At 73.1% G+C, this 24,930-nt stretch carries 25 protein-coding genes; 9 read left to right on the top strand and 16 right to left on the bottom strand.

Annotated elements, in window-relative coordinates:
- Nucleotides 1–75 precede the first annotated feature (75 nt).
- Nucleotides 76–1,338 (bottom strand): MFS transporter, encoded by a 1,263-nt coding sequence (locus ACWEQG_RS29640; RefSeq protein WP_452289712.1) that lies wholly within the window; start codon nucleotides 1,336–1,338, stop codon nucleotides 76–78.
- 59 nt (nucleotides 1,339–1,397) lie between these two features.
- Nucleotides 1,398–2,063, bottom strand: coding sequence for a GntR family transcriptional regulator (locus ACWEQG_RS29645; RefSeq protein ID WP_363473348.1), 666 nt, complete (start codon nucleotides 2,061–2,063; stop codon nucleotides 1,398–1,400).
- A 114-nt stretch (nucleotides 2,064–2,177) separates the two neighbouring features.
- Between ACWEQG_RS29645 and ACWEQG_RS29650 the strand changes: the two genes are divergently transcribed.
- The gene (locus tag ACWEQG_RS29650) at nucleotides 2,178–3,029 is read left to right on the top strand and encodes a siderophore-interacting protein (protein ID WP_452289714.1); all 852 of its coding nucleotides are present in this window, start codon (nucleotides 2,178–2,180) and stop codon (nucleotides 3,027–3,029) included.
- Between the two features lie 27 nt (nucleotides 3,030–3,056).
- Here the strand turns inward: ACWEQG_RS29650 and ACWEQG_RS29655 are convergent, their stop codons facing one another.
- Nucleotides 3,057–4,040: an alpha/beta hydrolase gene (locus tag ACWEQG_RS29655; protein WP_452289716.1), complete on the bottom strand. Its 984-nt coding sequence runs from the start codon at nucleotides 4,038–4,040 to the stop codon at nucleotides 3,057–3,059.
- Nucleotides 4,041–4,233: 193 nt separating this feature from the next.
- On the opposite strand from ACWEQG_RS29655, the gene ACWEQG_RS29660 reads away from it, so the two are divergent.
- Nucleotides 4,234–4,560: a hypothetical protein gene (locus tag ACWEQG_RS29660; protein WP_452289718.1), complete on the top strand. Its 327-nt coding sequence runs from the start codon at nucleotides 4,234–4,236 to the stop codon at nucleotides 4,558–4,560.
- Between the two features lie 12 nt (nucleotides 4,561–4,572).
- On the opposite strand, the gene ACWEQG_RS29665 is transcribed toward ACWEQG_RS29660, so the two are convergent.
- Nucleotides 4,573–5,406 (bottom strand): fumarylacetoacetate hydrolase family protein, encoded by an 834-nt coding sequence (locus tag ACWEQG_RS29665; RefSeq protein ID WP_452289720.1) that lies wholly within the window; start codon nucleotides 5,404–5,406, stop codon nucleotides 4,573–4,575.
- 386 nt (nucleotides 5,407–5,792) lie between these two features.
- Between ACWEQG_RS29665 and ACWEQG_RS29670 the strand changes: the two genes are divergently transcribed.
- A complete protein-coding gene (locus ACWEQG_RS29670) occupies nucleotides 5,793–6,365 on the top strand; it encodes a ClpP family protease (protein ID WP_363471866.1) in 573 nt (190 codons plus the stop codon).
- A complete protein-coding gene (locus ACWEQG_RS29675; RefSeq protein WP_363471868.1) occupies nucleotides 6,362–6,958 on the top strand; it encodes a ClpP family protease in 597 nt (198 codons plus the stop codon). The genes ACWEQG_RS29670 and ACWEQG_RS29675 overlap by 4 nt, the downstream gene beginning before the upstream one ends.
- Before the next feature lie 3 nt (nucleotides 6,959–6,961).
- Here ACWEQG_RS29675 and ACWEQG_RS29680 read toward each other — a convergent pair whose 3' ends face one another.
- Together ACWEQG_RS29680 and ACWEQG_RS29685 are read right to left on the bottom strand one after the other, a co-directional pair.
- Entirely contained in the window at nucleotides 6,962–7,339 is a 378-nt protein-coding gene (locus tag ACWEQG_RS29680; protein ID WP_452289722.1) for a helix-turn-helix domain-containing protein, read from the bottom strand.
- Nucleotides 7,340–7,483: 144 nt separating this feature from the next.
- Entirely contained in the window at nucleotides 7,484–8,218 is a 735-nt protein-coding gene (locus tag ACWEQG_RS29685; RefSeq protein ID WP_452289723.1) for a helix-turn-helix domain-containing protein, read from the bottom strand.
- A 145-nt stretch (nucleotides 8,219–8,363) separates the two neighbouring features.
- Here ACWEQG_RS29685 and ACWEQG_RS29690 point away from each other — a divergent pair, with 145 nt between their 5' ends.
- Nucleotides 8,364–8,900, top strand: coding sequence for an RNA 2'-phosphotransferase (locus ACWEQG_RS29690; protein ID WP_452289725.1), 537 nt, complete (start codon nucleotides 8,364–8,366; stop codon nucleotides 8,898–8,900).
- 6 nt (nucleotides 8,901–8,906) lie between these two features.
- Here ACWEQG_RS29690 and ACWEQG_RS29695 read toward each other — a convergent pair whose 3' ends face one another.
- Together ACWEQG_RS29695 and ACWEQG_RS29700 are read right to left on the bottom strand one after the other, a co-directional pair.
- The gene (locus tag ACWEQG_RS29695) at nucleotides 8,907–9,419 is read right to left on the bottom strand and encodes a hypothetical protein (protein WP_452289727.1); all 513 of its coding nucleotides are present in this window, start codon (nucleotides 9,417–9,419) and stop codon (nucleotides 8,907–8,909) included.
- The gene (locus ACWEQG_RS29700) at nucleotides 9,409–9,837 is read right to left on the bottom strand and encodes a MarR family winged helix-turn-helix transcriptional regulator (protein ID WP_452289729.1); all 429 of its coding nucleotides are present in this window, start codon (nucleotides 9,835–9,837) and stop codon (nucleotides 9,409–9,411) included. Before ACWEQG_RS29700 ends, ACWEQG_RS29695 begins: the two co-directional genes overlap by 11 nt.
- Before the next feature lie 96 nt (nucleotides 9,838–9,933).
- On the opposite strand from ACWEQG_RS29700, the gene ACWEQG_RS29705 reads away from it, so the two are divergent.
- Complete coding sequence (locus tag ACWEQG_RS29705) at nucleotides 9,934–12,087, top strand: hypothetical protein (RefSeq protein ID WP_452289731.1); 2,154 nt, start codon at nucleotides 9,934–9,936, stop codon at nucleotides 12,085–12,087.
- Nucleotides 12,088–12,371: 284 nt separating this feature from the next.
- A complete protein-coding gene (locus tag ACWEQG_RS29710) occupies nucleotides 12,372–13,040 on the top strand; it encodes a hypothetical protein (RefSeq protein WP_452289733.1) in 669 nt (222 codons plus the stop codon).
- Nucleotides 13,041–13,199: 159 nt separating this feature from the next.
- Here the strand turns inward: ACWEQG_RS29710 and ACWEQG_RS29715 are convergent, their stop codons facing one another.
- Genes ACWEQG_RS29715 through ACWEQG_RS29725 form a run of 3 tightly spaced genes read right to left on the bottom strand, consistent with a single transcriptional unit; the run spans nucleotide 13,200 to nucleotide 16,445 of the window.
- Complete coding sequence (locus tag ACWEQG_RS29715; RefSeq protein WP_452289735.1) at nucleotides 13,200–14,792, bottom strand: CocE/NonD family hydrolase; 1,593 nt, start codon at nucleotides 14,790–14,792, stop codon at nucleotides 13,200–13,202.
- Between the two features lie 25 nt (nucleotides 14,793–14,817).
- On the bottom strand, nucleotides 14,818–15,267 hold the full coding sequence (locus ACWEQG_RS29720; protein ID WP_452289737.1) for a DUF3237 domain-containing protein: 450 nt from the start codon (nucleotides 15,265–15,267) through the stop codon (nucleotides 14,818–14,820).
- Complete coding sequence (locus ACWEQG_RS29725; protein ID WP_452289739.1) at nucleotides 15,264–16,445, bottom strand: flavin-dependent oxidoreductase; 1,182 nt, start codon at nucleotides 16,443–16,445, stop codon at nucleotides 15,264–15,266. Before ACWEQG_RS29725 ends, ACWEQG_RS29720 begins: the two co-directional genes overlap by 4 nt.
- 81 nt (nucleotides 16,446–16,526) lie before the next feature.
- Between ACWEQG_RS29725 and ACWEQG_RS29730 the strand changes: the two genes are divergently transcribed.
- Nucleotides 16,527–17,066 carry a MarR family winged helix-turn-helix transcriptional regulator gene (locus ACWEQG_RS29730; RefSeq protein WP_452289741.1) on the top strand — a complete coding sequence of 180 codons (540 nt, stop codon included), beginning with the start codon at nucleotides 16,527–16,529 and terminating at the stop codon, nucleotides 17,064–17,066.
- A 3-nt stretch (nucleotides 17,067–17,069) separates the two neighbouring features.
- Here the strand turns inward: ACWEQG_RS29730 and ACWEQG_RS29735 are convergent, their stop codons facing one another.
- From ACWEQG_RS29735 to ACWEQG_RS29755, 5 genes are all read right to left on the bottom strand, one after another.
- On the bottom strand, nucleotides 17,070–17,495 hold the full coding sequence (locus ACWEQG_RS29735) for a hypothetical protein (protein WP_452289743.1): 426 nt from the start codon (nucleotides 17,493–17,495) through the stop codon (nucleotides 17,070–17,072).
- A 316-nt stretch (nucleotides 17,496–17,811) separates the two neighbouring features.
- Nucleotides 17,812–20,664, bottom strand: coding sequence for an FAD-binding and (Fe-S)-binding domain-containing protein (locus tag ACWEQG_RS29740; protein WP_452289745.1), 2,853 nt, complete (start codon nucleotides 20,662–20,664; stop codon nucleotides 17,812–17,814).
- Nucleotides 20,665–20,702: 38 nt separating this feature from the next.
- On the bottom strand, nucleotides 20,703–21,716 hold the full coding sequence (locus ACWEQG_RS29745; protein ID WP_452289747.1) for a zinc-dependent alcohol dehydrogenase: 1,014 nt from the start codon (nucleotides 21,714–21,716) through the stop codon (nucleotides 20,703–20,705).
- Between the two features lie 89 nt (nucleotides 21,717–21,805).
- On the bottom strand, nucleotides 21,806–22,702 hold the full coding sequence (locus ACWEQG_RS29750; RefSeq protein ID WP_452289749.1) for an SMP-30/gluconolactonase/LRE family protein: 897 nt from the start codon (nucleotides 22,700–22,702) through the stop codon (nucleotides 21,806–21,808).
- Between the two features lie 224 nt (nucleotides 22,703–22,926).
- Nucleotides 22,927–23,625 (bottom strand): TioE family transcriptional regulator, encoded by a 699-nt coding sequence (locus ACWEQG_RS29755; RefSeq protein ID WP_452289751.1) that lies wholly within the window; start codon nucleotides 23,623–23,625, stop codon nucleotides 22,927–22,929.
- A 91-nt stretch (nucleotides 23,626–23,716) separates the two neighbouring features.
- Here ACWEQG_RS29755 and ACWEQG_RS29760 point away from each other — a divergent pair, with 91 nt between their 5' ends.
- Complete coding sequence (locus tag ACWEQG_RS29760; RefSeq protein WP_452289753.1) at nucleotides 23,717–24,883, top strand: erythromycin esterase family protein; 1,167 nt, start codon at nucleotides 23,717–23,719, stop codon at nucleotides 24,881–24,883.
- The last annotated feature ends 47 nt before the right edge of the window (nucleotides 24,884–24,930 follow it).

The raw sequence follows: 24,930 nt of genomic DNA on the forward strand, positions 1-24,930 counted from the left end.
CTGATCTCGATGGACGCCGGGTCCCCGCGATGCCCGCCGTCTGAAAGCTTCAGCCGGCGCACGCCCCTGGCGGGGTCAGCGCGCCGGGGCCGCGGGTTCGGTGACCCGCGCGCCGGTCATGACCAGACCGAGGCAGACCAGGGCCACGGCGGCCACCGCCACCAGCATGACGGGGTAGGAGAGCCACGCCGACAACGTCGCGAGCACGGTGGGGAGCAGGAAACCCGCGTACGCGAGCGCGTAGTAGACGCCGGTCAGGCCGGCGAGGTCGTCGGCGCCGGCCATGCGTTGTATCTCCAGCAGCCCGGAGACCACCGCGATGCCGTAGCCGGCCCCCAGGGCGGCCGCGGCGACGGCCGCGAGCCACGGCGACAGCAGCACCGCGTTCGCCGCGCACAGCGCCGCGCCGACGAGCGTCACCGCCATCGCCGCCACCGGGGCCCGTCCCGTCCGGGTTCCCCTCTCGCGGTGCAGTCTCCTGGCCACGGGCTGCACGGCCACACCCGTGCCCAGGGTCAGCACGGTCAGCCCGGTCGCGTACGCGAGCCCCCAGTCGCCCACGCGGAAGCCGACGAGCTGAGGCATGACGGCGTACGCCAGCCCGGCCGTGCCGAACACCCACGGCGCCATCGGCAGCACCACGAGCCGGAACCGCCTGCGGGCCGGCGCGGGGACACGCAGGTCGTTCACCAGCGCGGTGAGGAGCTCGCGGACCGAGCCCGTCGCGTGCGGGAGCGGCGGCCGTGTCTCCGGCACCCGCAGGAGCAGCACGGGAATCATCACGGCGAGCAGCAGATGGACGACGTACGGCGTCACCATGGGCCACGGCCCCCACTGGGCCAGCACGCCCGCGACCCCCGCGCCGAGCCCGAAGCCCGCCGTCTGGCACAGCGCGGCGCGGCGCGCGGCGAGCCCGCCGTCCGCCCCGGCCGACAGCTCCTTCACCCAGCTGCTGCCCACCGCCATGGCGATTCCGACCGCGAAACCGGTGATCAGCCGCCCCACGTAGATGGGCCACGCGCTCTGCCCGCCGAAGCAGAGCACCAGGCTCGCGACGGCCGAGGCGACGGCGCCGGCCACCAGCACGGGGCGCCGCCCGCGCCGGTCCGACACGGGCCCGGCGAGCAGGAGCCCCGGCACGAGCCCGACGACGTACGCGCCGAGGAAGGCGTCGACGCTGAGCGTGGAGTAGCCGCCCAGGCGGCGGTACATCAGCAGCAGCGGAGTGAACTGGTTGCCGCCCCAGCCGCAGGCGAACATCGCCGCGGCGACGGCCCGCCAGGAGTTCGGTGTGGGGGCGGTGGCAGGCGACGGGGCGGCCTGCGGGGTTTCGGGCATGGGAGGGTCAGACCTTCAGGGTGTCAGTGCGTGTCTCAGCCGTCGTCTCAGTCGTCGTCTCAGTCGTCGTCGCGGCCGGCGGCGTGCGGCGAGCCGTGCGTCGCGGTGAGGTGACGGAGCAGGGCCGAGGCGAACGCGGCCCCGTCGCCGGCGAGGAGATGGTTCAGGAGGGCCTCGTGCTCGTCGGCCAGGAGGGACAGCCGCTCCGGCCGCGGGAGCAGCGCGGAGATGCTCATCCGGCGCTGCCGGTCGCCCAGCGTGGCGTAGAACCGGCTGGCCAGCCGGTTGCCCGACGCTTCGACGACGCACCGGTGGAACGCCTCGTCCGCCTCGGCGAACCGGCCGACGTCCGCGGCCTCGGCGAGGGCCCGCTGACGCCGCAGCAGCTCGCGCATCCTCTCGTGGTGATCGCCGCGCAGTCCGGTCCGCGCGATGCGCTCCGCCGCGGACCGCTCGAGCGCCAGCCGCAGCTCCAGCACGTCCGCCGCCTCTCCCGGCGGCACCGGCGCCACCACCGCGCCGCGCTTGGGGTGCAGCGTCAGCAGTTCCTCCGACTCCAGCCGGAGGAACGCCTCCCGGACGGGCGTGCGGCTCACGCGTACCCGTTCGGCGATCTCGCCCTCGCTGATCAGGCTTCCGCCGGGAAGCTCGCCGGACAGGATCAGCTCCTTGGTCACCGCGTACGCGGTGTGGGCGGCGGAGGGGCGCTTCGCGGGATCGGCCATGCGGAGAGCCTAGCAGTCATGGATACAAGCTTGTATCTATGGTGCGGACGAGAGGTCACGATCTCCGCGTGATGTAGTTAGGCTTGCCTAAGAAGTCCGACGAAGGGAACCCCCATGGCGACGACCGAGCCGGCGCGGCGCGCGCCCCGCGTGACCACGGGCGTGGTGACGCGCACCGAGCGGCTGACTCCGCACATGATCCGGGTGGTGCTCGGTGGTGAGGGACTCGCGGACTTCGACGCGGGTGAGTTCACCGACCACTACGTCAAGCTGCTGTTCCCGCTGCCGGGGGTGGACTACCCCGAGCCGTTCGACATGGCGGTGATCCGCGCCGAGCTGCCCCGGGACCAGTGGCCGAAGACGCGGACCTACACCGTGCGGGCCTGGGACCCGGGAGCGCGGGAGCTCACCATCGACTTCGTCTACCACGGCGACGAGGGACTGGCCGGGCCCTGGGCGCGGCGGGCCCGGCCGGGCGACGTGCTCCGCTTCCTCGGCCCCGGCGGGGCGTACGCGCCGAGCGCGGAGGCCGGCTGGCACCTGCTGGCCGGGGACGAGAGCGCGCTCCCGGCGATCGGCGCCGCCCTGGAGCGGCTGCCGGCCGGCGCGCCCGCCCGGGTGTTCGTCGAGGTGGAGGGCCCGGAGGAGGAGCAGAAGCTGTCGACCGAGGGCGACGCGGAGATCGTGTGGCTGCACCGCCGCGGCGCGCAGGTGGGCGAGGCGCTGGTGCGGGCCGTGCGGGAGCTGGAGTTCCCCGAGGGCGTCGTGCACGCCTTCGTCCACGGGGAGGCGGCCTTCGTCAAGGAACTGCGGCGCTACCTGCGGGTGGAGCGCGGCCTGCCGCTGGAGTGGTTGTCGATCTCCGGCTACTGGCGGCGGGGCCGTGACGAGGACGGCTGGCAGTCCTCCAAGCGCGACTGGAACCGCCAGATCGAGGAAGAGGAGTCCGCCGCCCTCGGCGGCTGAGCCAGGCCGCCGCCGTACGCGCCCGGGCTACCCGCCGAGGACGCGGCGCAGCCAGCGCAGCCGGGCGGCGCGTGCGTCCCGCGAGACGGCCGCCTGCGGGACCATGAGATCGAAGCCGTGGAACCCGCCCGGCCACACGTGCAGCTCCGCGCTGCCCCCGGCCCGCCAGATCGCGGCGGCGTACGCCACGTCCTCGTCGCGGAACGTCTCGGCCGAGCCGACGTCGACGAAGGCGGGCGGCAGCCCGGACAGGTCGGCGGCGCGGGCCGGAGCGGCGTAAGGGGAGACGCCCGGGCCGCCGCGCGCGTCGCCGAGCAGCGCGCTCCACCCGGTCTCGTTCGCGGTGCGGTCCCAGACACCGGATCCGGCCATCTGGTGGGACGACGGGGTGTCGTTGCGGTCGTCGAGCATGGGACACATGAGCATCTGCCCGGCCAGGGCGGGGCCGCCGCGGTCGCGGGCCATGAGCGCCAGCGCCGCGGCCAGCCCGCCGCCCGCGCTCGCCCCGGCGACGATGATGCGCTCCGGGTCGACGCCCAGCTCGGCGGCGTGGGCGGCGGTCCACGCCAGGCCCGCGTAGCAGTCCTCGACCGGCGCCGGGTGAGGGTGCTCGGGCGCCAGCCGATACTCCACGGACACGACGACGAGCCGGAGCTCCTGCGCCCAGTCGAGCACGCCGTCGAGACCCACGCGGTTGTCGCCGATGATCATCCCGCCGCCGTGCGCGTGGTAGACGGCGGCGAGCGGGGTGGTGGCCCCCGCCGGGCGGCAGACGAGCAGGGAGACGTCGGGCGCGCCGGCCGGGCCGGGCACGGCCCGCTCCTCCACCTCGAAGGCGCCGCCACGGCTGAGCGCCTCGTCGGGCAGGCTGGGACCGTTCGCCATGCCCGCCCGCAGGAGCGGGATCATGTCCGGAGTCAGCGACGGCGGCAGCGTCTCGCCGAACGCGGCGAGCGCGGCGGCCAGCTCCGGGTCGAAGGGTGGCGGGGTGGTGGGAAAGTTGCTGCTCAAGGGGACTCCGTATCGTGACTGGTCCGTGTCGGCCATCGTGCGGGACACGGCGGCGGCGATTCCAGTGCCACCCGGCGGCCACTACCCGCCGTCCGGGGGTCCGAGCGGCGGCGGCGCGTTTTAGATCCGCGTTATCCGCTCGCGGTTATGGTGACGCCCGACGACGTCTCGGGGAGCGGTCTCGGGAGTGCCCATGTCACAGCGAAAGGTCAAGCGTGTGCGCGCCGCCATGCGGCGCGAGGAGGCCAGGCGGCGCGAGGAGCGCAGGCGGCTGGTGCGGAAGATCACCTACGCCGCGGCCGCCGTCGTGACGGTGGTGGCCGTGGCGACGGGGGTGCTGGTGTTCACCACCGTCGGCGCGACGAGCACGGCCACGCCCGCGGCGGACGCCTCGCCACCGCCGTCGACGGCGGGACCCGTCAAGCCGTCGGCCACGCCGTCGGATGCCGCCTCGCCCGGGGGTGCCGCCGCACCGTCGAGCGCCGCATCGCCCAAGGCGGCGACGTCCGCCGATCGATGAGAACGGGGACGTTCACGGACGGTGCTCCGGGCCGACGATGGGCGTGCGCAGCACGCCGAGCCGGTCGATCTCCACCTCGACCACGTCCCCCGGCCGCAGGAAGCGCGGTGGGTCGCGCACGTAGCCCACGCCCTCGGGCGTGCCGGTGGCGAGCACATCGCCCGGCTGGAGGGTGAACGCACGGCTGATCAGCGACAGCAGCTCGCCGACACCGAAGATCATGTCGCGCGTGTTCCCGTCCTGGACGGTCTCGCCGTTGACCCGGGTCCGCAGGCGCAGCCCGTCGGCCAGGTCGCCCACCTCGTCGGCGGTGACCAGCGGGCCCATGGGTCCGCTGCGGTCGGCGTTCTTGCCCAGCGTCCACTGCGCGGTGAGCTTCTGCGCGGCGCGGGCGGTGAGGTCGTTGAAGGCGGCGTAGCCGAGCACGGACGCCGCGGCGGTCGCCTCGTCGGCGTCGGTCAGCCGCCGCCCCACGACGGCGGCCACCTCGCCCTCCCAGTCGAGGCCGGGCTCGCCGGCCGGCACCGGGGCGGGGGTCCCGCTCGCCGTGAGGGTGGTGGCCCAGCGGCCAGAGACGGTCGGATGCTTCGGCGGGGTGAAGCCGCCCTGGGCCGCGTGCGAGCGGTAGTTGAGCCCGACGCAGAGCACCCGGGCCCACGGCGGCACCGGCGGGGCGAGCTCGGCCTCCGAGACCGGGTGCAGCCCGGTGTCCGTACGGCGGGCCTGCGGCAGCCGGCGGCCGAGGTCGGCGTAGAAGTCGCCGACCTCGGCGATCGGGGTGACCCGGTCGCCGATCTGGACGGCGACGTCCACCCGCCGCCCGTCGCGAATGCCGACGAGCTTCACGCGATCCCCTCCAGCGGACGAGCCGGGCGTCGGAGACGACGCCGGTGAACGGTCCACCCGCGCCGTGCCCGCCGGCGATCTCCGGCGGGTCGCCGAGAACGGGGCGTCGCGGCCGGGTCCTCCTCCGGGGAGCGAGCCCGCCCGGTCAGCGGCCGGTTCACGCGTGCAACCGTTCGCGGAGGAACGCGATCGTGCGGTCCAGCGCGTCCGGTCGCCGGGCGTCCCGCCATCTGAGCGGCAGGTCTTCCCACCAGGGCGTACCCGCCGCCGGCCGCGTTCGCCCAGACCCGCGCGTCTGCCCTCGGCAGACATACCGACAGGTCGCGGGGCCGCGCGGATACAACTGCGCCATGAGTGTTTCATCGAGCACTGGTTACCGGGATCGGATGAACGAGAAACTGTTCCAGCAACGGACCCTGCTGTTGACCGGAGAGGTCGACGACGAGATGGCCGAGCGGGTGTGCGCCGAGATGGTGTTGCTGGCCTCGGCGGATTCCGAACGGGACATCGTCCTGTACATCAATTCGCCGGGAGGGTCGGTGCTGGCCGGGCTGGCGATCTACGACACGATGAAGCTGGTGCCGAACGACGTCGTCACCGTCGCGCTGGGGCTCGCGGCGAGCATGGGCCAGGTGCTGCTGGCGTCCGGCACGCACGGCAAGCGGATGAGCCTCGCGCACAGCCGCATCATGATGCACCAGCCGTCGGCCGGCATCGGCGGCACGGCGATCGACATCTCCATCCAGGCCGAGAACCTCAAGTACATGAAGCGGCAGTCCGAGGAGATCCTCGCCGCCGAGACGGGACGCACGGTCGGGGAGATCGCCGCCGACAGCGACCGCGACCGATGGTTCACCCCGGAGCAGGCCCGCGACTACGGGATCATCGACGAGATCGTCGGCTCCTTCCACAGCCTCGCGCCGTTCGCCGTTCCCAACCGGATGGGGTTCTCGTCATGAGCCAGTACACGATCCCGTACGTCGTCGAGAAGACCCCGGTGGGGGAGCGGTCGTTCGACATCTTCAGCCGGCTGCTCAACGAGCGGATCATCTTCCTCGGCACCGAGATCGACGACGGCGTCGCGAACGTCGTGATGGCACAGTTGCTCCACCTGGAGGCGGAGAGCCAGGACCAGGAGATCAACCTGTACATCAACTCCCCTGGCGGCTCGTCGACCGCGATGCTCGCGATCTACGACACCATGCAGTTCATCCGCGCGAAGGTCGCGACGTACTGCATGGGCCAGGCGGCCTCCGCCGCCGCGGTGCTGTTCGCCGCCGGCGCCCCCGGACGGCGGTTCATGCTCGCCCACTCCCGCGTGCTGCTGCACCAGCCGTTCACGCAGGGGCAGGGCACTATCTCCGACCTCACCCTGCAGGCGGACGAGGTGATGCGCGTGCGCGCGCAGACCGAGGAGATCCTGAGCCGTCACACCGGAGTGGACGTCGCGCGGCTGCACGAGGACACCGTCCGGGACCGGGTCTTCAGCGCCCGGGAGGCCGTCGAGTACGGCCTGGCCGACGAACTGCTCTTCACCCGCGAGCCGTCGTAGCGCTCACGCCGCCAGCAGCTGCACCCGTGGCGTGCCGGAGGGCCTGTGCGCCGAGAGCCGGCGCGACGCCGTGATCCGCCGGACGGCACGGGTGAGCAGCTGCTCGATCGGCAGACCGAGTGCGTCACACACCGAATGCAGCATCTCCGACGACGGCTCCTTGCGGCCGCGCTCGACCTCCGACAGATACTGCTTGGACATGCCCACCGCGCGCGCCACGTCGTCGAGCGTGCGGTCCTGGTCGAGCCGCTCGTCGCGGAGGATCTCCCCGTAGACCGTGCGCAGCAACGGGTCCGCGCCGTCGGGGATCCCCGGGGCGCGCTCCTTCGCGGCCCGGCGCGTCCGGATGTCGACGACCACTGATCGGTCCGAAGCTGCCATGCCTCGGAGTCTGGCACGTCCGGGTGCGCGGCTGGCCGTCTGTTCGCGGACAGGTGAGCGGAAGCCGCTGCGCTCCGGGCCTGCCGACCCCGGAAAGCGAGCCGGCCGCAGGCCGTACGGCGAGGCCGAGCAGCCGCGGCGGCGTCAGGCGAGCCGGTGGCCGCCCAGGGAGATCTGCGTCTCGGGCACGGGAGCGAAGAAGTCGAAGTTGGGCGGCGGGCCGACCCTCCGCTCCAGCGTCTTCACCACGTGCCGGACGTCCTCGTTCGGGCCCGCGAGGTAGAGGGGCCTGCCGTCCTTGCCGAAGGCGATGGCCGACTTGTCCTCCCACGCCCCGAGGTGGTCGGCCGCCGCGGCCAAGTCCGTGGCCGGCTCGAAGCCGAGGTCGCGCGCGTAGTCGACCGCGCCGAAGACGAGGTGCCGGACCAGGTCGAGCGGCGCCTCCCGCCACCCGTGCGCGTAGATCCTGAACCACTTGGGGAGGAAGCGGTGCAGCTCCACCTCGCTCATCACGTCGGGTCCGCGGGTGTGCTTGACGCCCAGGCAGTAGACGTCGACGAGGTAGGCGCAGACCGACAGCTTGTCCCACCCGTGCTTGCGGGCCACCACCACGCTGACCGTGCCCGCGGTCTCCTGGCCGTCCGGGACGTCGTCGGCCCAGCCGGTCGTGTCCGGCACGCCCAGTCCCTCGCTCCAGCCGGCGTTGATCCAGCACCCCGCGACTTCGGGCTCGCCGGTCTGCCCGCCGGTCTGCTCGGCCACCGCTCTGACGTACGGCGCGACCGCCGCCGGCGCCATGCCCAGCGCGCGGGCGATCTGCTTGGGGGAGCGGCCCTGTCCGCGGAGCTCGCGGACCTTCTCCAAGATCGAGCTGTCCATAGGGTCCGAAGCCTACCGGCTAGACCTGATAAGGCGATGTGGCCCGATCGGCCGGTCCGAGCCCGGCGAAGCGGCAGATGTCGGGATCATGACCGACGCCATAGGCTGATCTCAGCGGCGAGGCGGCGGGGAGTGGCGGACGGTGATGGACGAGCAGCGGCTGGTGCGGGTCTCGAAGTACCTCGCCAAGCATCTGCGCCACCAGCCCGAGGCCATCGGCATCGAACTCGACGCGCACGGCTGGGTGGACGTCGACACGCTGCTGACGGCGGCGGCCTCGCACGGCTTCCCGATCTCGCGGGCGGAGCTGGAGCAGGCGGTCGCCGGCAACGACAAACGGCGATACGTGATCGACGGCGGTCGGATCCGGGCCAGCCAGGGGCACTCGGTGCGCGTCGACCTCGGCCTGCCGGTGGTCGAGCCGCCTCCGCTGCTCTATCACGGCACGGTCGCCCGCAGCGTGGAGGCGATCCGCGCCGAGGGCCTGCGGCCGATGGCCCGCCATCACGTCCACCTGTCGCCGGACCGGGAGACCGCCACCCGCGTCGGCGCGCGCAGGGGGAAGCCGGTCGTGCTGGTGGTGGACGCGGCGGCGATGCGCACCGCCGGGCACGAGTTCAGGGTGAGCGCCAACGGCGTCTGGCTGGTGGACCACGTCCCGCCGGATTTCATCCGGTGGTGAGCACCGTCATCCGTGTTCGGCGTGCGGGCCGTGGTCGGAGACCTGGGCGTCGAACCAGGCGTGCAACGCCTTCACCAGAGCGGGCTCACCGGTGGTGTAGGTGATCCGGGCGCCGGCGGGCATCTCGGTGTAGCGGATGTCGATGCGGCCGTGCCCTTCCTGAAGGTCGTGCAGGCCGGGCATGTAGTCGCCGTGGATGGATGCGGGGTCGCCGAAGTCGCCCTCGCGGAATGCGGCCGCTTCCTCGGTGAGATGCTGCCGGATGAGGGTGATCTGCCGTACGTCGGAGGGGTCGTCGGCGGTGACGGTCTGCACGCCGCCGGTCGCCGTCTTGCCGAAGCGGTGTGTGGTGCGGTCCAGGTCGAAGGGCATCACCGTGCGGCCCTTGGCGGCGACCTCCGCCTGACGTCCGGCCGAGGCCTGGTGCTGCCCGTGGTCCTGGCCGGAGGGTGCGCAGCCGGTCGCGGCCAGCGCGAGAGCGGCCAGGAGCAGCCCGGCGCGCCGACGCTCATGCTTCATCCATCGCCTCCGTGAGGATGCCGAGGGCGCGCAGCACCGCCGCGCGTTCGTGTTCGGGGACGCGGCCGAGGACGGCGGAGAAGCGGTCCGCTCTTGCCCGGGCGAGCTGCGCGGCCGCGTTGGCCCCGTCGGGCGTGAGCCGGACCAGGACGCCGCGGCCGTCGTCGGGGGTCGGGGTGCGTTCGGCCCAGCCGCGCTTTATGAGCTGGGTGACCAGGCGGCTGGTGGTGCTCTTCTCCAGGCGGAGCCGATGGGCGAGGTCGTTCTGCCGGAGGGCGCCGTCCCTGGCCAGTTCGCTCAGTGCATGCGCCTCCGAGACGGGGATGGGCTGCCCGCAGGGAGTCCGGTCGGGCTGGTGCAGGCCGAAGGCGCGAACGAACCTCGCCACGGCCTCCTGCAGGCGCGTCTCCTCCGACATGGGTTCGACCATACAACCAAAGTCGTTGTATCGCACAACCAAGTGGCGCGATATTCGGGTGGCGAAAGGCCTACGGACGCCCTATATCGTGCGTGCGTGGAAGATCTGATCATTGCCCGGCGCCTGCGCGTTCCCGTCGACAGCCCGGGGGACGAGACGTCCGACTGGGGCGGGGTGGCCGCCCGGCAGCTCGACGCGGCGCTGCTCAGTGTCGGGTTCACGTGCTCGCCGGCGCTGCTCGACCGCCTGGCCCGGCTGCCCGGCGAGCAGGTGATCGACCTTGGGGTGCGTGTTCTGGCCGCGGTCCGCCGTCTGGTCGGCGATCACGTCGAACACAACGCCTACTTCGTCGACTTCCCGGACAACGTCCCGGACACCCTGGAGTTCTGGGCGGGGCTGCTGCGCGAGGCCATGCTCGATCCGGTCGCCGCCGCCCGGCTCCAGCCGGGCGTCCTCAACCTGCTGGGCCTGCCGCGATACGGGAGCTACCAGCACACGTACGCCGACCTGCTGGCCGCGCACGCCGAGCTGATCCCCCTGGCCAAGGACCGGGTGACCGTGCTGGAGCTGGGCGGAAGCCTGCGCGACGAAGCGCGGGAGCTCTACCTCTCGCTGGCCGGCTCCGAGGTGCCGCTCGCCGCAGAGGACCTCGCGGCCCTGCGCGCGCTGGCCGCCTTCTGTGCCGACTCCGGCCCCGACTCGGGGGCTGGCTCCTGGGCCGGTCTCGGGGCCGACGACCAGCCTGAGCACATTCCCGTACGCGAGAACCGCGCGGTGATCAACGAGGCACGGCTGGCCGCCGGGCGGCCGCTGCTCGTCGACACCGTGACGGACGTCCTCCGGCTGGCCGCGGCCTGCTCCGGCGGCGACGTCACCCTGTCCACCCCCACACGGCTGCGCTCCTTCCGCCGCCCCGAACGCCGCATCCTGCTGGCCGCCCTGGACACCGTCCCGGCCGCCAAGCACGGGGACGTGCTCCGCCACCGGGAGCAGTGGAAGCGGCTCGGCGAGCGGCTGCACCCCCACGAGTATCCGCAGTTCCCCCGGGCCGCCCAGGTCTTCGACGTGGCCAGGGGGGTGCGCGAGGCGGTGAGCCCCGGCAGCCGGGTCGAGGCCGCGCTGGCCGCGGGCCGTACGGAGGAAGCCGTCTCACTGCTGGAGCACACGCCCGGCGCACTGCTGCGCCGCCTCGACCACCTGCTGCGCACGGGCGGCGGCTCCGCCGTACTCGAGGCGGCGGAGAGGTCGGCCGCCCGCGCCTCCGGCCGCGTGCTGCTCTCCCTCCGGGAACACCTGCAGAACCGGCTCGCCCCCGCGGACCGGGTCTTCACCAACCGGCACGGCAGAGCGTGGACGACGCCCGACACGCGCCCCCCGCTCGACGAGGAGGCACTGCACCGGACGCTCGCCATCCTCGACGAGGAGATCGGCCGCCGCCTGCCCGACCCCGGGGAGCTGATCGTCGACCCCGCCGTACTCGACGTGGCGCTGCCCCTGTCGGGCAAGGCCGTCGCGCCCGGGCTCGGGATGCTGCCCCGCGGTTCGCTGTCGGCCGTGGACGGTGAGCTGCTCCGGTTCTTCGTGCACTGGCGGCAGCGCGAGAGGCGCACCGACTACGACCTGTCCGCGCTCATGCTCGACGCCACGTATGACAACGCGATGCACATCTCGTGGACGTCCTACGCGAACGGCTTCGCGACCTACTCGGGCGACCTCACCGAGGCGCCCGACGGCGCCTCGGAGTTCATCGACGTACGTCTTGCCGGGGCGATCAAGCCGATCATCATCCCGCAGGTCCACATCTACGCGGGGGAGCCGTTCGACGAGGCCGCCGAGGCGTTCTTCGGCTACATGACCAGGGACGCCGGACAGGAGGGCAGGCCGTTCGAGCCGCGTACGGTCCGGATGAAGTCGGACCTGCGCGGGTCCGGCCGCGTCGCGCTCCCGCTCGTGTTCCTGCGAGGGGAGGATGGCACGTGGCGGGTGAAGTGGTTGCACCTCTACCTGTCCGGCAGTCCGGGGTTCAACCAGGTGGAGGGCAACCGGGTGACCACGTCGCTGCTCGTGCGCTCGATAGTGGAGCGGGACTACCTCAGGGTCGGTTACCTGACCGGCCTGCTCCGGGCCAAGTCCTCCGCGCCCTGCGAGGGCGGGCAGGTCACGTACATCGGGCTCGAGGCGCCCGCAGGACTTCCGGAAGGGGCGCGGGTGTACACGCCCGCCACCCTGCACGAGCTGATCCCCGCCTGATATCTTGAAGATCGCAAGGCCATGGAAGGGCTTCCTTCTCACCTTTATTGGATCCGGTCTGCCCGTGAGGGCGCCGGGCTGGTTCTAGCTCTTCCGCTTTCCTTGCGCTCCGGCGGGTGAGGCCATTCGGGAGCTTCCTTCTCACCTGGTTCGATCCCAGGTGGGCCCTTGGGCCTGCTGGCGACATCTAGCTTCCGAGCTCTCCTCACCCGCCCGGTCGCAGCAGTCTTCAACGCGGGTTCCACGGCGAGACGGAGAGTAACGGAATAATCACCGTTCTCGCCGTGATCGTGGAAGTCCAGCGTGGCCCGGACCCCGGCAAGATCTGGTCCTGGCCGATGTACCTCGTCAGCCTGCGTACCCGCCTCGAATGCCCGGTCATTCTGCTGGTTGTGTGCCCCGAAGCGCCGGTCGCCCGCTGGTGCGCCCGTCCGATCGAACTGGGCCACCCCGGGCTGGTGCTGAAACCGCTGGTCGCGGGCCCGAACGAGGTGCCCGTCATCACCGACCCCGGCCAGGCGGCCGAGGACATCGAACTCGCGGTGCTCTCGGCGATTCACCACGCCGCCACGCCGGAGGGGCCCGAGATCCTCAACGCCCTGTTCGCCGCGCTGCACAATCTCGACCGAGACCTGGGGGGTATGTACGCTGACATGGTTCGTGCGGCGCTGCCTCGAGAGGTCTGGGATCACTTGGAGGAGCACTTGAAGACCGAGACCTATGAGTACCTCAGCGACTGGGCCCGCGAGAACATCGCCAAGGGCAAGGCGGAGGGCAAGGCCGAAGGACAGGCCGAGGCGATCCTGACGGTCCTGTCGGCCCGAGGCATCGAGGTGTCCGAGGACGTTTCCGAGAAGATCCGGAAATGTCACGACCTCGATCGGCTGGCCGCATGGCTCCGAGCAGCGGCCACGGTCGGCTCCTCTGACGCGCTGCTCGACGACATCTCCTGACACCGTCCGGCGGTGCCCCCCGCTCTTACGGGCGCCCGGGGACATGGCAGGTTGTGCGGATAGCCGGGTTGGCCAGGTGAATGACGCGAGCCGTGGCGAGCGCAAGGCTCGCCTGCGGCAGGGCGATGAAAGGACTCCGGGAAGGAGTCACGACCGGCGTCAGCGGGGGACGATGGGCAGCGTGATGTAGGAGTCGGGGTACACCTTCTGGTGCTGGACGACCAGGTCGGCCTCGGTCGCGTCGACACGGCCGGTGCCGGGGTTGCGGTCGAAGCGCGGGAAGTTGGAGCTGGAGACCTCCACCCGGATCCGGTGGCCGGCCTTGAAGACCTGGCTGGTGGCGACCAGGTCGATGGCGAAGGTCCCGGACGACTCGGCGACGCGGACGATCCCGTCGATCACGCTCATCGCCCGGCCGTCGGGATACACGTCGACGAGTTTGGCCGTCCAGTCGGTCGAGGCAGCGGACGTCTCCGCGTGCAGGGTCACCGTCACCGGGCCGGTGACCTCGACGTCGGAGGCGAGCACCTCGGTCGAGTAGCAGAGCACGTCGGGGCGCCGCTCCACGTCGCGCTGGTCCTGGGGGCCGACGTTGGTGGGGTCGGGCAGCAGGGTCGGGCCGCCGACCGTGGGCACCGGGTCGCGCGGGTCGAAGGTGAAGGTCGCCGGCTCGTGCGTCGTGGGTGGCTCGGGCGACAGCAGGCCGTCGGCATGGAAGTGGTAGGGCGTCTCGACGGCCCGCGCGAGCGGCCAGGCCTCTTCGTCCCGCCAGACGTCGTCGCCCATCACGAAGATCTTCACGGCGGGGCCGGTGTCCTCGCCCTTCAGGAACGCGAGCTCTCGCTGCTCCAGCTGGATCGCCTGGGCGGAGGCGGCGCCGCCGAAGAACAGCCGCCCGGTGCCCGTGGCGCCGGGTGCGAGGTGGGACCAGGGACCGATCACCAAAGGGCCGCCCAGGCGGCGGTGGTTCTCCAGCGTCCCGCCGAGGAACAGGTCGAACCAGCCCGCCACGTGCATGACGGGCACCTCGACGCGGTCGTGCCGCAGGGTCTCGGCCAGGTCCTCCCAGTAGGCGTCGCGCTCCACGTGCGAGGTCCAGTCACGCCACCAGGGGATGCCCGGGATGTCGCCCACCGGCAGGGTGCGCGCCGCGGTGTCCTGGTCGCCCAGCACGGGTAGAACGGCGGCGAGCCCCGCGCCGGCGTCCTCGCCCGCCTCGGCGGCGTGCAGCAGGCCGAGCATCGTCTGGAAGGCGCCCCAGTTCAGGGCCGAGCCCAGCGCGAAGGCCCCGCCGTGATACTTGAGGCCGTCGTGGAAGTCGTGCGGCGTCATCGAGGCGACCACGGCCTTGAGGCCCGGCGGGCGTGTCGCCGCCGCCTGCAGCGCGCATCCGGCGAGGTAGGACATGCCGCTCATCACGACCTCGCCGTTCGACCAGGGCTGCGCGGTGATCCAGGCGATCGTGTCGTGGCCGTCGGGGCCCTCGTCCACCCACGGACGGAACTCGCCGTCGCTGCTCCCGCGCCCCCGGCAGTGCTGCAGCACGACCGCGAACCCGGCCCGCAGGGCGGGCGTCACCGGCGCCGTCCGCAGCGAGTCCTCGCCGTACGGCGTGCGCACGAGCAGAGTGGGGAACGGACCGCCCTCCGCAGGGCGGTGGACGGTGCCGCGCAGGACGGTGCCGTCCCGCATCGGCATGGGGGTGTCGTGCTCGACGGTGACCGGGAGCGGCGGGCGGTCGAGCTTCGGCATGAGGGCTCCCCGGAATCAGGTCGGGTCAGGTCAGGGCGTAGGCCTCGTAGCGTACGGCGGTGGCCGCCCGGGCCGCCGAGGCCACGGCGAGGGTGCGGTTGAGCCAGACATATCGATCGTCGCCGGTCTCGAAGCGGCAGAACAGCCGGAAGTAGTACTCCGCCGGGTCCACGTCCTCGCCGCGCGCGAGACGGCCGAGCACCTCCGGGGTACCGTGCCGGACTCCGCTGGTGGTGATGTAGACGTACGCGCCGTCGTGGGTGCGCAGCGTGTAGCGGGTGTCGATGCTGATCATGCCGTCGGCGTGCACGACCTGCCAGTCGGCCCCGCCGGGCAGCACCTCGCCCGACAGCCGGGGACCCTCGAAGGTGCCGCCCACGATGTTGATCACACGCCGGTGCCCCCACTGCGAGTCGCCGAGGTCGAGCACGGGGTCGAGCTCCACGTGGAACGTGGCAAGGGGTTCCAGGTTCACGAGATGGCACTCCGATCGACGCTCCACGAGGGGCGTTCGCTGAGCGAGGCGGGGTCGAACCCGGCCGTGCGCTTGTAGGACGCGGCGATCTCCGCCCGTTCGGCGAGGGGCACGACCTGCTCGATGTCGTCGAACCCGCCGGGCGCGCGCTCGTGCGCGAGCTTCATGACGACCTCCGGGCCCATCTCCCGGTTGGACAGCTGCAACGCCGTCGTGGCCGGGCGGCGCGTCTCCTCGTAGGCCGCGAGGTCGCCCCGCGCGAGGGCGTACGCCAGCACCCGGGCGTCGATGATCGCCTGGGAGGCGCCGTTGGAGCCGATCGGATACATCGCGTGCGCCGCGTCGCCGAGCAGCGTGACGCCGTCGAAGTTCCAGCGGGGCAGGGGATCGCGGTCCACCATCGGGTACTCGTACGCGGTCTCGGCCCCGGCGATGATTCCCGGCACGTCGAGCCAGTCGAAGCGCCAGTCGGCGAAGTGCCTGCCGATCTCGGCCAGGTCGGCCGGGCGGTTCCAGTTCCCCCGGTCCGGGGCCTCGCCGTCCAGCGGGCGCTCGGCGATCCAGTTGATCAGCGTGCGCTCGCCGGTCTCGATCGGGTAGGCGACGAACTTCTGCGTGCCGTCCCCGGCCATGATCATGGATCGGCCGGTCAGGAACGGCTCGCCGTAGGTGACGCCCCGCCACAGGACCAGGCCGTTCCATGGCGGCGGGCCCTCGCCGGGGTACAGGTGGGCGCGGACGGCCGAGTGGATCCCGTCCGCGCCGATCAGCAGGTCCTCGTCGCCGGGGGCGGTGATCCGGCTGCCGGTCCGTACGGCGTCCGGGCCCAGCCGCTCGACCACCGCCTCCAGCAGGAGCATCTGCAGGGTCCCCCGGTGAACGGAGTACTGCGGCCAGGCGTAGCCCGCGGCCAGGCCACGAGGCTCGGACCAGATCGGCGTGCCGTACCGGTTGAAGTAGGCCAGTTCGGCCGTGGCCACGCCGATCTCGGCCAGCCGGTCGGCCAGTCCCAGCTCGGTGAGCTCGCGCACGGCGTGGGGGAGGAGGTTGATCCCGACCCCGAGCGGCCGGAGCTCGGGGGCGGCCTCGTGCACGGTCACGTCCTCGAACCCGGCCGCGTGCAGGCTCAGCGCGGCGGTCAGCCCGCCGATGCCCGCTCCGGCGATGACGATGTGCACGGGTGCCTCCGGGAGTGCGACAAGTTGTTACGGCCGTAACAATACTCACGGCCCCGGGTCCGGCTGCGCAAGACTTGGCGGGTGAACAGCGAGCCCGACACCCGGCCCGGCCTCGGCATGGACGTGCCGCCGGACCTGCGGTACGCCGAGTACGCGCGCGAGCGCCTGGCGGCCATGTCGCCTCCGGCCGACGCCGAGGCGTTCGCACTGGCCTACCACCTGCTCCAGCTCGCCTACCTGCTGGTCACCGACCTGGAGACCCGGATCCACCGGCCGCGCGGCCTGACGCTGCCCGGGTTCCGGCTGATGTTCAAGCTCTGGCTGCTCGGCCCGACCCAGCCCGTACGGCTCGCCGAGATCTCGGCCATGTCGCGGTCCGCCGTGACCAACGCCGTCAACACCCTGGAACGCGGCGGGCTGGTCGAACGCCGGCCGGTGCCGGAGGACGGCCGCGCGGTGGTGGTCGCGCTCACCGCGGAGGGCGAGGCCGCCGTGCGTGAGGCCTTCGCCGAGCAGACCCGCAGGGAGCGGGAGTGGTTCGCCTGCCTCGGTCCCGCCGAGCGCGAGCAGATGACGGCCCTGTTGTCGCGCATCCTCCGGGCCCGTCCGGCGGATCTGTGACCGTCAGTCGCCGCGCCGCCGGCTCGCGGCGTCGGTGAGCAGCCCGAGCCCGACGCCCAGCATCCACACGTCCTTGCTGACGCCGATGCCGGCCTGGCTCGGCCAGATGCTGTTGGGCTTGCGCAGGGCGGGCGTGCGCAGGTAGAGCGCGAGCAGCCCGCCGGAGAACCCGGTGAGCGCGGCCCCGGCGACCGCGGCCGGCACGACCGGCGTGAGGAGCGCCACGCCCGTCGCGATCTCGGCCGCGGACAGCAGCTTGAGGAACCGGCGGGGCGGAACGGACTTCAGGAACGGGAAGGCCGCGGCGGCCATGCCGTGGAGTCCGGCGGCCTGCTCCTCGTCGCCGTTCCACTTCTCCACGCCGGAGTGCAGGATGTACGCGCCCGTGGCGACCCGGCCCGGCACCTCGCGTGCCCTCATGAGCTTCATCGGCGACTCCCGTCCGTTTCGGTCCATACCGTCCGGCCTGCGACGATACCCGCCTGCCTGACGGCGGCCGGGCGGGGGCCGTCAGAAAGGGCGCCGTCACAGGTCGGCCGCCGTACCGCCGTGCGCTCCGAACTGCGGCCGAGGACCAGCGGCTCGCTGGAGCCGGTGGCGACGTTCGGGTCCCCCATCACCCCGTGCGCCGGGAACCCGGCCGTGAGCACGAACTGCGGCTTGGCGCCGAAGAACTCCGAGCCCACTCGTCGATCGGGGCCCCTCTGCGGAGGTGGCTAGGGGTGATTTATCCCCGCATGGAGGGTCAAGTTACCGCAGAGCGGGCGTCCCCACCGGTGACCTGGTCGAGCAGCTCCAGCAGGTGGTGGTAGGTCTCGCCGGTGGCGCGGCTCATGCCGATCTCGCACGTGCGGTTGACGGACGCGTGCGCGGCGAAGCCGCCCTCGGCCACGGAGGCGGCCTCGGCCCGGGTGGCGGAGGCGGTCAGCTCCGGGTGCAGCATGCCCCGGTCGCCGGCGAAGGCGCAGCACTGCCAGCCCTCGGGGACGACGACCTCCTTCGCCACCGCACCGGCGACCTCGGCGATGGCGGCGTCGAGGCCGAGCCGGGTGGACGAGCAGGTCGGATGCAGGGCCAGCGAGGCCACCCTGCGGCCCTCCGCCGCCTGTGGCAGCCGCGGCAGGACGTGCTGGGCCACGAAGGTCACCGCGTCGAGCACCCGTACGGCGGGGGAGGCGGCGGCCACGAGCCGTTCGAACCCCTCCGTGCAGGAGGCGGCGTCGCTCACCACCGCAAGCCGGCCGCCGCCGGTCGCGCTCAGCAGCGTCTCCCGCACCCGGCGGCCCATCACCTCGTAACCCTCGCCGAAGCCCTTGGACGACCACGGCGTGCCGCAGCACAGGCTCTCGACGCCCTCCGGCACGTGCAGCCGCAGGCCGGCCCGCTCCGCGAGCCGCCGCACGGCGGCCATGACGCCGGGACCGCCGTCGGCGGGGGCGAACAGGGTGTTCAGGCAGGAAGGCACATACACCGCGTCGGCGTCCCGGATCGGCGCGGCGCGGCGGGGCGTGCCGCCGCGCGGCAGGTCGCGGCTCCACTGCGGGACGGTGTCGGGGTCGGCCACCGCGCGGGCCGCCCGGCTCGCCCCCTCCACGAGCCCGGCCGGGGCCGCGGCGGCCGCGTCCATGGCGAGGTCCATGGCGCGGGTCACCGCGCCCCAGTGCCTGGCGGCGGTCTTCCAGCCCGCCCGCGCCGCACGCCCGTGACGTTCGCCGCGCAGGCGTTTGGTGAGGTCGCCGGTGTTGATCAGCACGGGACAGGCCGTGGCGCACATGCCGTCCACCGCGCAGGTGTCGACGGCGTCGTAGTCGTACTCCTCCTCCAGCCGATGCGCGAGCGCGTCGTCCCCCGCCGCCCGGGCCGCGGCGATCTCGCGGCGCAGCACGATGCGCTGGCGCGGGGTCGTGGTGAGGTCCCGGCTCGGGCACACCGGCTCGCAGTAGCCGCACTCCACGCACCGGTCGACCTCGGGCTCGACGCTGACGACCGTCTTGAGGTCGCGCAGGTGCGCCCGCGGGTCGTCGGTCAGCACGACGCCGGGGTTGAGGGTGCCCGCGGGGTCGCACAACCGCTTGACCTCGCGCATGATCTCGTACAGCTCGTCGCCGTACTGGCGGCGTACGAAGGGCGCCATGACCCGTCCGGTGCCGTGCTCGGCCTTGAGGGTGCCGCCGCGGCCGAGCACGGCGGCGACCATCTCCTCGGTGAACTCCTCGTAGCGGTCGAGGTCCGTGTCGAACCGCTCGTTGAGCATGAAGTGCAGGTTGCCGTCCTTGGCGTGCCCGAAGATCACACTGCGCTCGTAGCCGTGCCCGGCGAACAGCTCCGCGAGGTCGTCGCAGAGATCGGCCAGGGCGGGCACCGGGACCGCCACGTCCTCCAGCAGCGCCGTCGTGCCGCTGGGCCGGGCGCCGGCGACCGCGGCGTACAGGTTCTTGCGGATGCGCCACAGGGCCGCCCGTCCGGCGGTGTCTCCACTGAGGCGGGCGGGCGCGGCGAGGTCCAGCCGGGCGAAGACCCGCGCGGCCTCCCGCTCGCGCACGGCGAGCGGCTCGGGATCGGACTCCTGCCACTCCACCAGCAGCGCCGCGTGATCGCGCACCTCCATGGTGCGCAGGACGTCGTCGGCGTAAGGGTCGGTCGCGGCCACCCGCAGCGACTCCGCGTCGAGCAGTTCGACGGCGGCCGGTCCCGCGGCGACGATCTCCGGCACCGCCGCCATCGCCTCCCGCAGGGTCGGGAAGACGACCAGGCCGGTCGCGGCGAGGCGGTGCGCCGGCACGGTCCGCAGGACGGCCTCCGCGACGAACGCGAGCGTGCCCTCGCTGCCCACCACGAGATGGGCGAGGATCTGGGCCGGCGAGTCGTGGTCGAGGAAGCTGTTGAGGCCGTAGCCCATCGTGTTCTTGAGGGAGAACTGCGCCTCGATCCGGCGTACCGAGTCCGGGTTGCCGCGGACCCGGTCGCGCAGCCGCGCCAGGCCCTCGGCCAGGGCGGGTTCGAGGGCGCGCAGGCGCGCGTCGGCGTCGGGCGCGCCGGTGTCGACGACGGTCCCGCTGGGCAGCACGAGGACCAGCGACTCCAGCGTCCGGTAGGTGTTGGCGTGGGTGCCGCAGGTCATCCCGCTGGAGTTGTTGGCGACGACCCCGCCGATCGTGCACGCCGACTCGCTGGCCGGGTCGGGGCCCAGCTTGCGGCCGTACGCGGCGAGCCGGGCGTTGACCTGACGCAGCACGGCGCCGGGCTGCACCCGGACGCGGGCGCCGCCGTCGAGCACCTCGACGGCCTTGAAGTGCCTGCGGGTGTCGACGAGCAGGTGCTCGCTCACGCCCTGCCCGCTCAGGCTGGTGCCGCCGGACCGGAAGGTCAGCGGCAGGCCGGTCCGCATGAGCGCCGCCACCTGCGCGGCGGTCTCCGGCACGAGAACGGCCTGCGGGGTCAGCAGGTAGTGCGAGGCGTCGTGCGCCATGCCGAGCCGGTCGCTGGCCCGGGCCCGGACGATCCCCGGGACGGCGGTCTCCACCGCAGCCAGAAGGGCGGGGTCGGACGGTCTCGGCCGTCGCGGCCGGGACTGGGCCTCGGCATCGGTAAGGCTCATGATCTCAACGCTTCCGTCCAGGAGGCGCCGGTGCGCCTCTATCGCCGGGGATCGATGTGGATCTTCGGGCCGGGGCCCGCGCCGACCGGGCGGCGCCCCGCCAGCACGCCGGCGACGTCGTCCAGGCCCACGGTGGCGGCCACGAGCGGGCGGGCGTCGACCGATCCGTCCGCGTACGCCTCGATCGTCCCGGCCAGACCGGCCGAGCCGCTGAGCACGCCCACGGCGGTGACGTCCTTGAACGCGAGGTCGCGGGTGTCGATGCGGCTGGGGGACCCCGCGAGACCGATACAGACTACCCGGCCACCCGGCCTGACCAGGTCGAGCGCGAGCGCCGGGAGGTCCGCCGCGTTGGACGCGTCGACCACGGCGTGCCACGGCAGGGACGGCAGTGACGCGCGGGTCCAGACGCCCGCGAAGCCGAGATCGCGGGCCAGCCGCAGCGTGGGCTCGTCGCGGCCCAGCAGGTGCACCTCCGTGCCCCGCGCCCGCGCGAGCAGCGCGACGAGCAGGCCGATCGTGCCCGTGCCCAGCACCAGCAGCCGGTCGCCGGGTCCGGCCGCCGCGCCGCGCACCGCGCGCAGGGCGTTGCCCCCGGGTTCGACCAGCGCGCCCGTCGTCGCGTCGATCGTCTCCGGCAGCGCGTGCAGGGCCCACGCCGGTACGGCCAGCCGCTCGGCCAGCGCCCCGGGGAAGCCCTTGCGGATGCCGATCTCGGCCCGGTCGGGGCAGACGTGGTGGAGGCCGTCGCGGCAGAGGCCGCAGCGACGGCAGCCGAGCTGGGTGTCGCCGGTGACGCGGCGGCCCAGCCAGCCGGGGTCGACGCCCTCGCCGAGCGCCGTGACGACGCCGCACCACTCGTGGCCGGGACGCAGCGGATACCGGGCGTGGCCGGAGTGCAGGTAGCTCATCTCGCCGGTGAACAGCTCCACGTCGGTGCCGCAGACGCCGACCCGCTCGACGTCCACGACCACCTGTCCCGGCGCGGCGACCGGCGGTTCGACGTCCCTCACCTCGGCCCTGCCGGGGCCGGTGATGACCAGTGCGCGCACGTGCCGCCCCTACCGCGAGCCCGGGACGACGGAAGCGGCGGGCAGGGGGGCGGCGAACAGGGAGCAGTCTCCTCGGCGGGGATCGAGGCTCATGATCGGGGCGGCACCCAGTAGGGCGTCGCCAGGCCGCGCACCCCGACCCTGGCGGTGAACAGGTGCCCGGACCCCGGGTGCTCAGCCGGATCGACGCCGCTGCGGGCCGTGGTGATGACGAGGACGTCGAGATCCGGCCCCGCGAAGGCTGGGCAGGTGACGTTGGGCGCGCCGACCTCGACGACGGCGAGCACGCGCCCGCCGGGATCGCGGCACTCGACCCGGCCCCCGCCGAAGACGGCGATCCACAGGTTGCCCTCGCCGTCCGCGCACATCCCGTCGGGCATGCCGTCGGCGAGCCTGAACAGCTCCCGCCGCGGCCCGGTCCGGCCGGTGACCGGGTCGTAGTCGCGCTCCCACACCACGTGCGGGACGCTGTCGATGCTGTACAGGCGGTCGCCCGAGGGGCTCCAGGCCAGGCCGTTCGACAGGGTCAGGTCCTCGTCGAGGCGGACGCAGGTCGTGCCGTCGAGGCGGACCAGCACGTCCTGGCCCTCCCGGTCGTCCAGCGCCATGCTGCCGATCAGGAAGCGCCCGGCCGGGTCCACGGCTCCGTCGTTGAGCCTGCTCCGCACGCCGGGAGGCAGAACGCGGGCGAGTTCGGTGCGGCGGCCGGCGGTGTCGACCCGGGTGAGGACCTCGCGCTCGGCGACGACGAACTCGCCGTCGGCCGAGACCGCGACCGCGCCCACGGTGCCGCCGAAGGTGCCGCCGAATGTGTGCGCGGTGGTGGCGGTGACGGCGCCGGTCACGGGGTCGAGCCGTCCCTCGTGCACCGCGCCCGCGTCGATGTCCACCCACAGCAGGCGTTCCCTGGCGGCGTCCCACACGGGTCCCTCGGCGAGGGCGTACACCTCGCCGGAGGCCCGGGCGGCGGTGAACTGCCCGGTCATGCGACCTCCCGTCCGGCGGCGATCGCGCGGATGGACGGCGGGCCGCCGGGAACCGCCCGCGGCGGAGCGAGCGGAAGCGCGGTCATAGCCGGATACTAGAGCGGATATCGGGCGGGGGAAAAGGTCCTCACCGGGATCTCCCGTGCACAGTGCGGGGTGGCTGGGCCTCACACGGTGTCCGCCTCCCCGCGGACTGGCGCCGGCGGCGCGCCGGCGCATCGGCTTCAGGGGTCGCGGGCGCGGAGGTACGCGTCCAGGTCGGCGGCGCCCTTGAGCATGGCGCGGCCCCGGGCGGACAGGCGGGCCCGCCAGTCGCACAGGGCCGACTCCAGCGGGGCGACGCCTCCGGCGGAGCGGACCTGGGCGATCAGCGGGGCGATCTGCTCCAGCAGGTAGCCGCCCCTTCTGAGCTGGTGGGCCAGCCGGACGTCGCGCACGTCGGCCGCGCTGTAGACGCGATAGCCCGTCCGCGGATCGCGGCGCGGCCGGACCAGCCCGGCGTGCTCCCATTTGCGCAGAGTGGCGGGGCGCAGGCCGAGCCGTCTGGCCAGGGGGCCGATGAACGTGTCGCCGCGTTCCTGCGGCACGTGGTCGTCGGTCTTAGGCGCCAGATCGCGGAGCGCGGCCTCGACGGCCTGGAGGGTGCGGCGGTCGTCGAGGAGCCGGCCGTGGCTCTCGTCGATGAGCCGGAGCGCGTCCTCGGCGGCGCCCCGGTTGACCGCCTGCATGATCGCCGTGGCCGTCTGGTGACCGTGCCCGGGCACGAGGGCGATGAACGCGCGCAGGGCTCGCGCGTGCAGCGGCGTGTAGGTGCGGTAGCCGTGGACGGTGCGTTCTGCGGCGGGCAGGATGCCGGCGTCCTCGTAGTTCCTGACCGCCTGGGTGGACAGGCCGTGCTCGCGCGCCAGGTCCACCGGCCTCATGGCTGCATCACCGATTGAAGGTCCATCGCGATCAGACAGGGGATTTCCGGCCGAAAGTTTACACCGAATGTTCAACGATACCGTCAAAGGAATGGATATCAAGGACACGGCCCGGCCGCTCGACGGCGCGGGAGTCTCGGCGTTCCTGCGGTCGCTTCCCGCCCGGCCCCTGCTGCTCGGCATGGGCGAGGCCAGGCACTTCGTGGGGGAGCTGGGCGAGGTGCGCAACGAGATCTTCCGGCATCTGGTCGAGCACGAGGGCTACCGGTCGTTCGCCATCGAAAGCGACTGCCTCATGGGCCTCGTGGTGGACGACTACATCACGACGGGCGTGGGCACTCTCGACCACGTCATGGAACAGGGCTTCAGCCACGGCTTCGGCGCGTCGCCGGCCAACCGCGAGCTGGTGCGCTGGATGCGGGCCTACAACGAGGAGCATGACGAGAAGCTCCGGTTCTTCGGGTTCGACGGCCCTCTTGAGTACTGGGCGGCGAGCCCGCGCCAGGCGCTCACCGCCCTCCACGCCCTCCTCGACGGCCCGCTTCCCGGCACCGTGGTGACCGGGGAGGCTCTCGACACCCTGCTGGGCCCGGACGACCGGTGGTCGAACGAGGCCACGGCCATGGATCCGTCCCAGTCGATCGGCCGGTCCGCCGACGCGCGGCGGCTGCGGCTGATCGCCGACGACCTGGCGGCCCTGCTCGAGACGCAGGCGCCGCAGCTGGCCGCGGAGGACAGGCGGCGGGCGGAACTGTACGCGCGCACCGCCACCGGTCTGCTCCGCTACCACTACTGGATGGCCGACGCGTCCCCGGCCCGGTGGACCCGGCTGTCGGCCCTGCGGGACGCGATGATGGCCGCCAATCTGCGCGCCGTCGCGGAGCACGGCCCGGCCCTGGTCTTCGCCAGCAATCTCCACCTGCAGCGGAACAAGAGCGTGATGCCGTTCGGCGACGGGCGACTGGAGTGGTGGAGCGCGGGGGCGATCATCGCGACGCACCTGGGCGACCGGTACGCCTTCCTGGCCTCGGCCTTCGGCACGACCGGCGACGACACCCCGCCCCCGGACACCGTCGAGGGCATCTTGTCCACGCTTGCGTGGGACCGCTCTCTCGTCGACGCTCGCGGGCTGGCCCGGGCCGTCACGAAGCCCGCCCCGCGCGTCTCCCGCGACTTCGCCTATTTCCCGCTGGACCCGGCCCAGCTCGACATGATCGACGGCGTCGTCTTCCTCAAGCGGGTGGTCACGTCGGCGTGACAGGGCCGCGCGCGTGTCAGGGGTGCCCGGCACGCGCGCGTCAATCC

Source organism: Microbispora sp. NPDC004025, assembly GCF_053604425.1.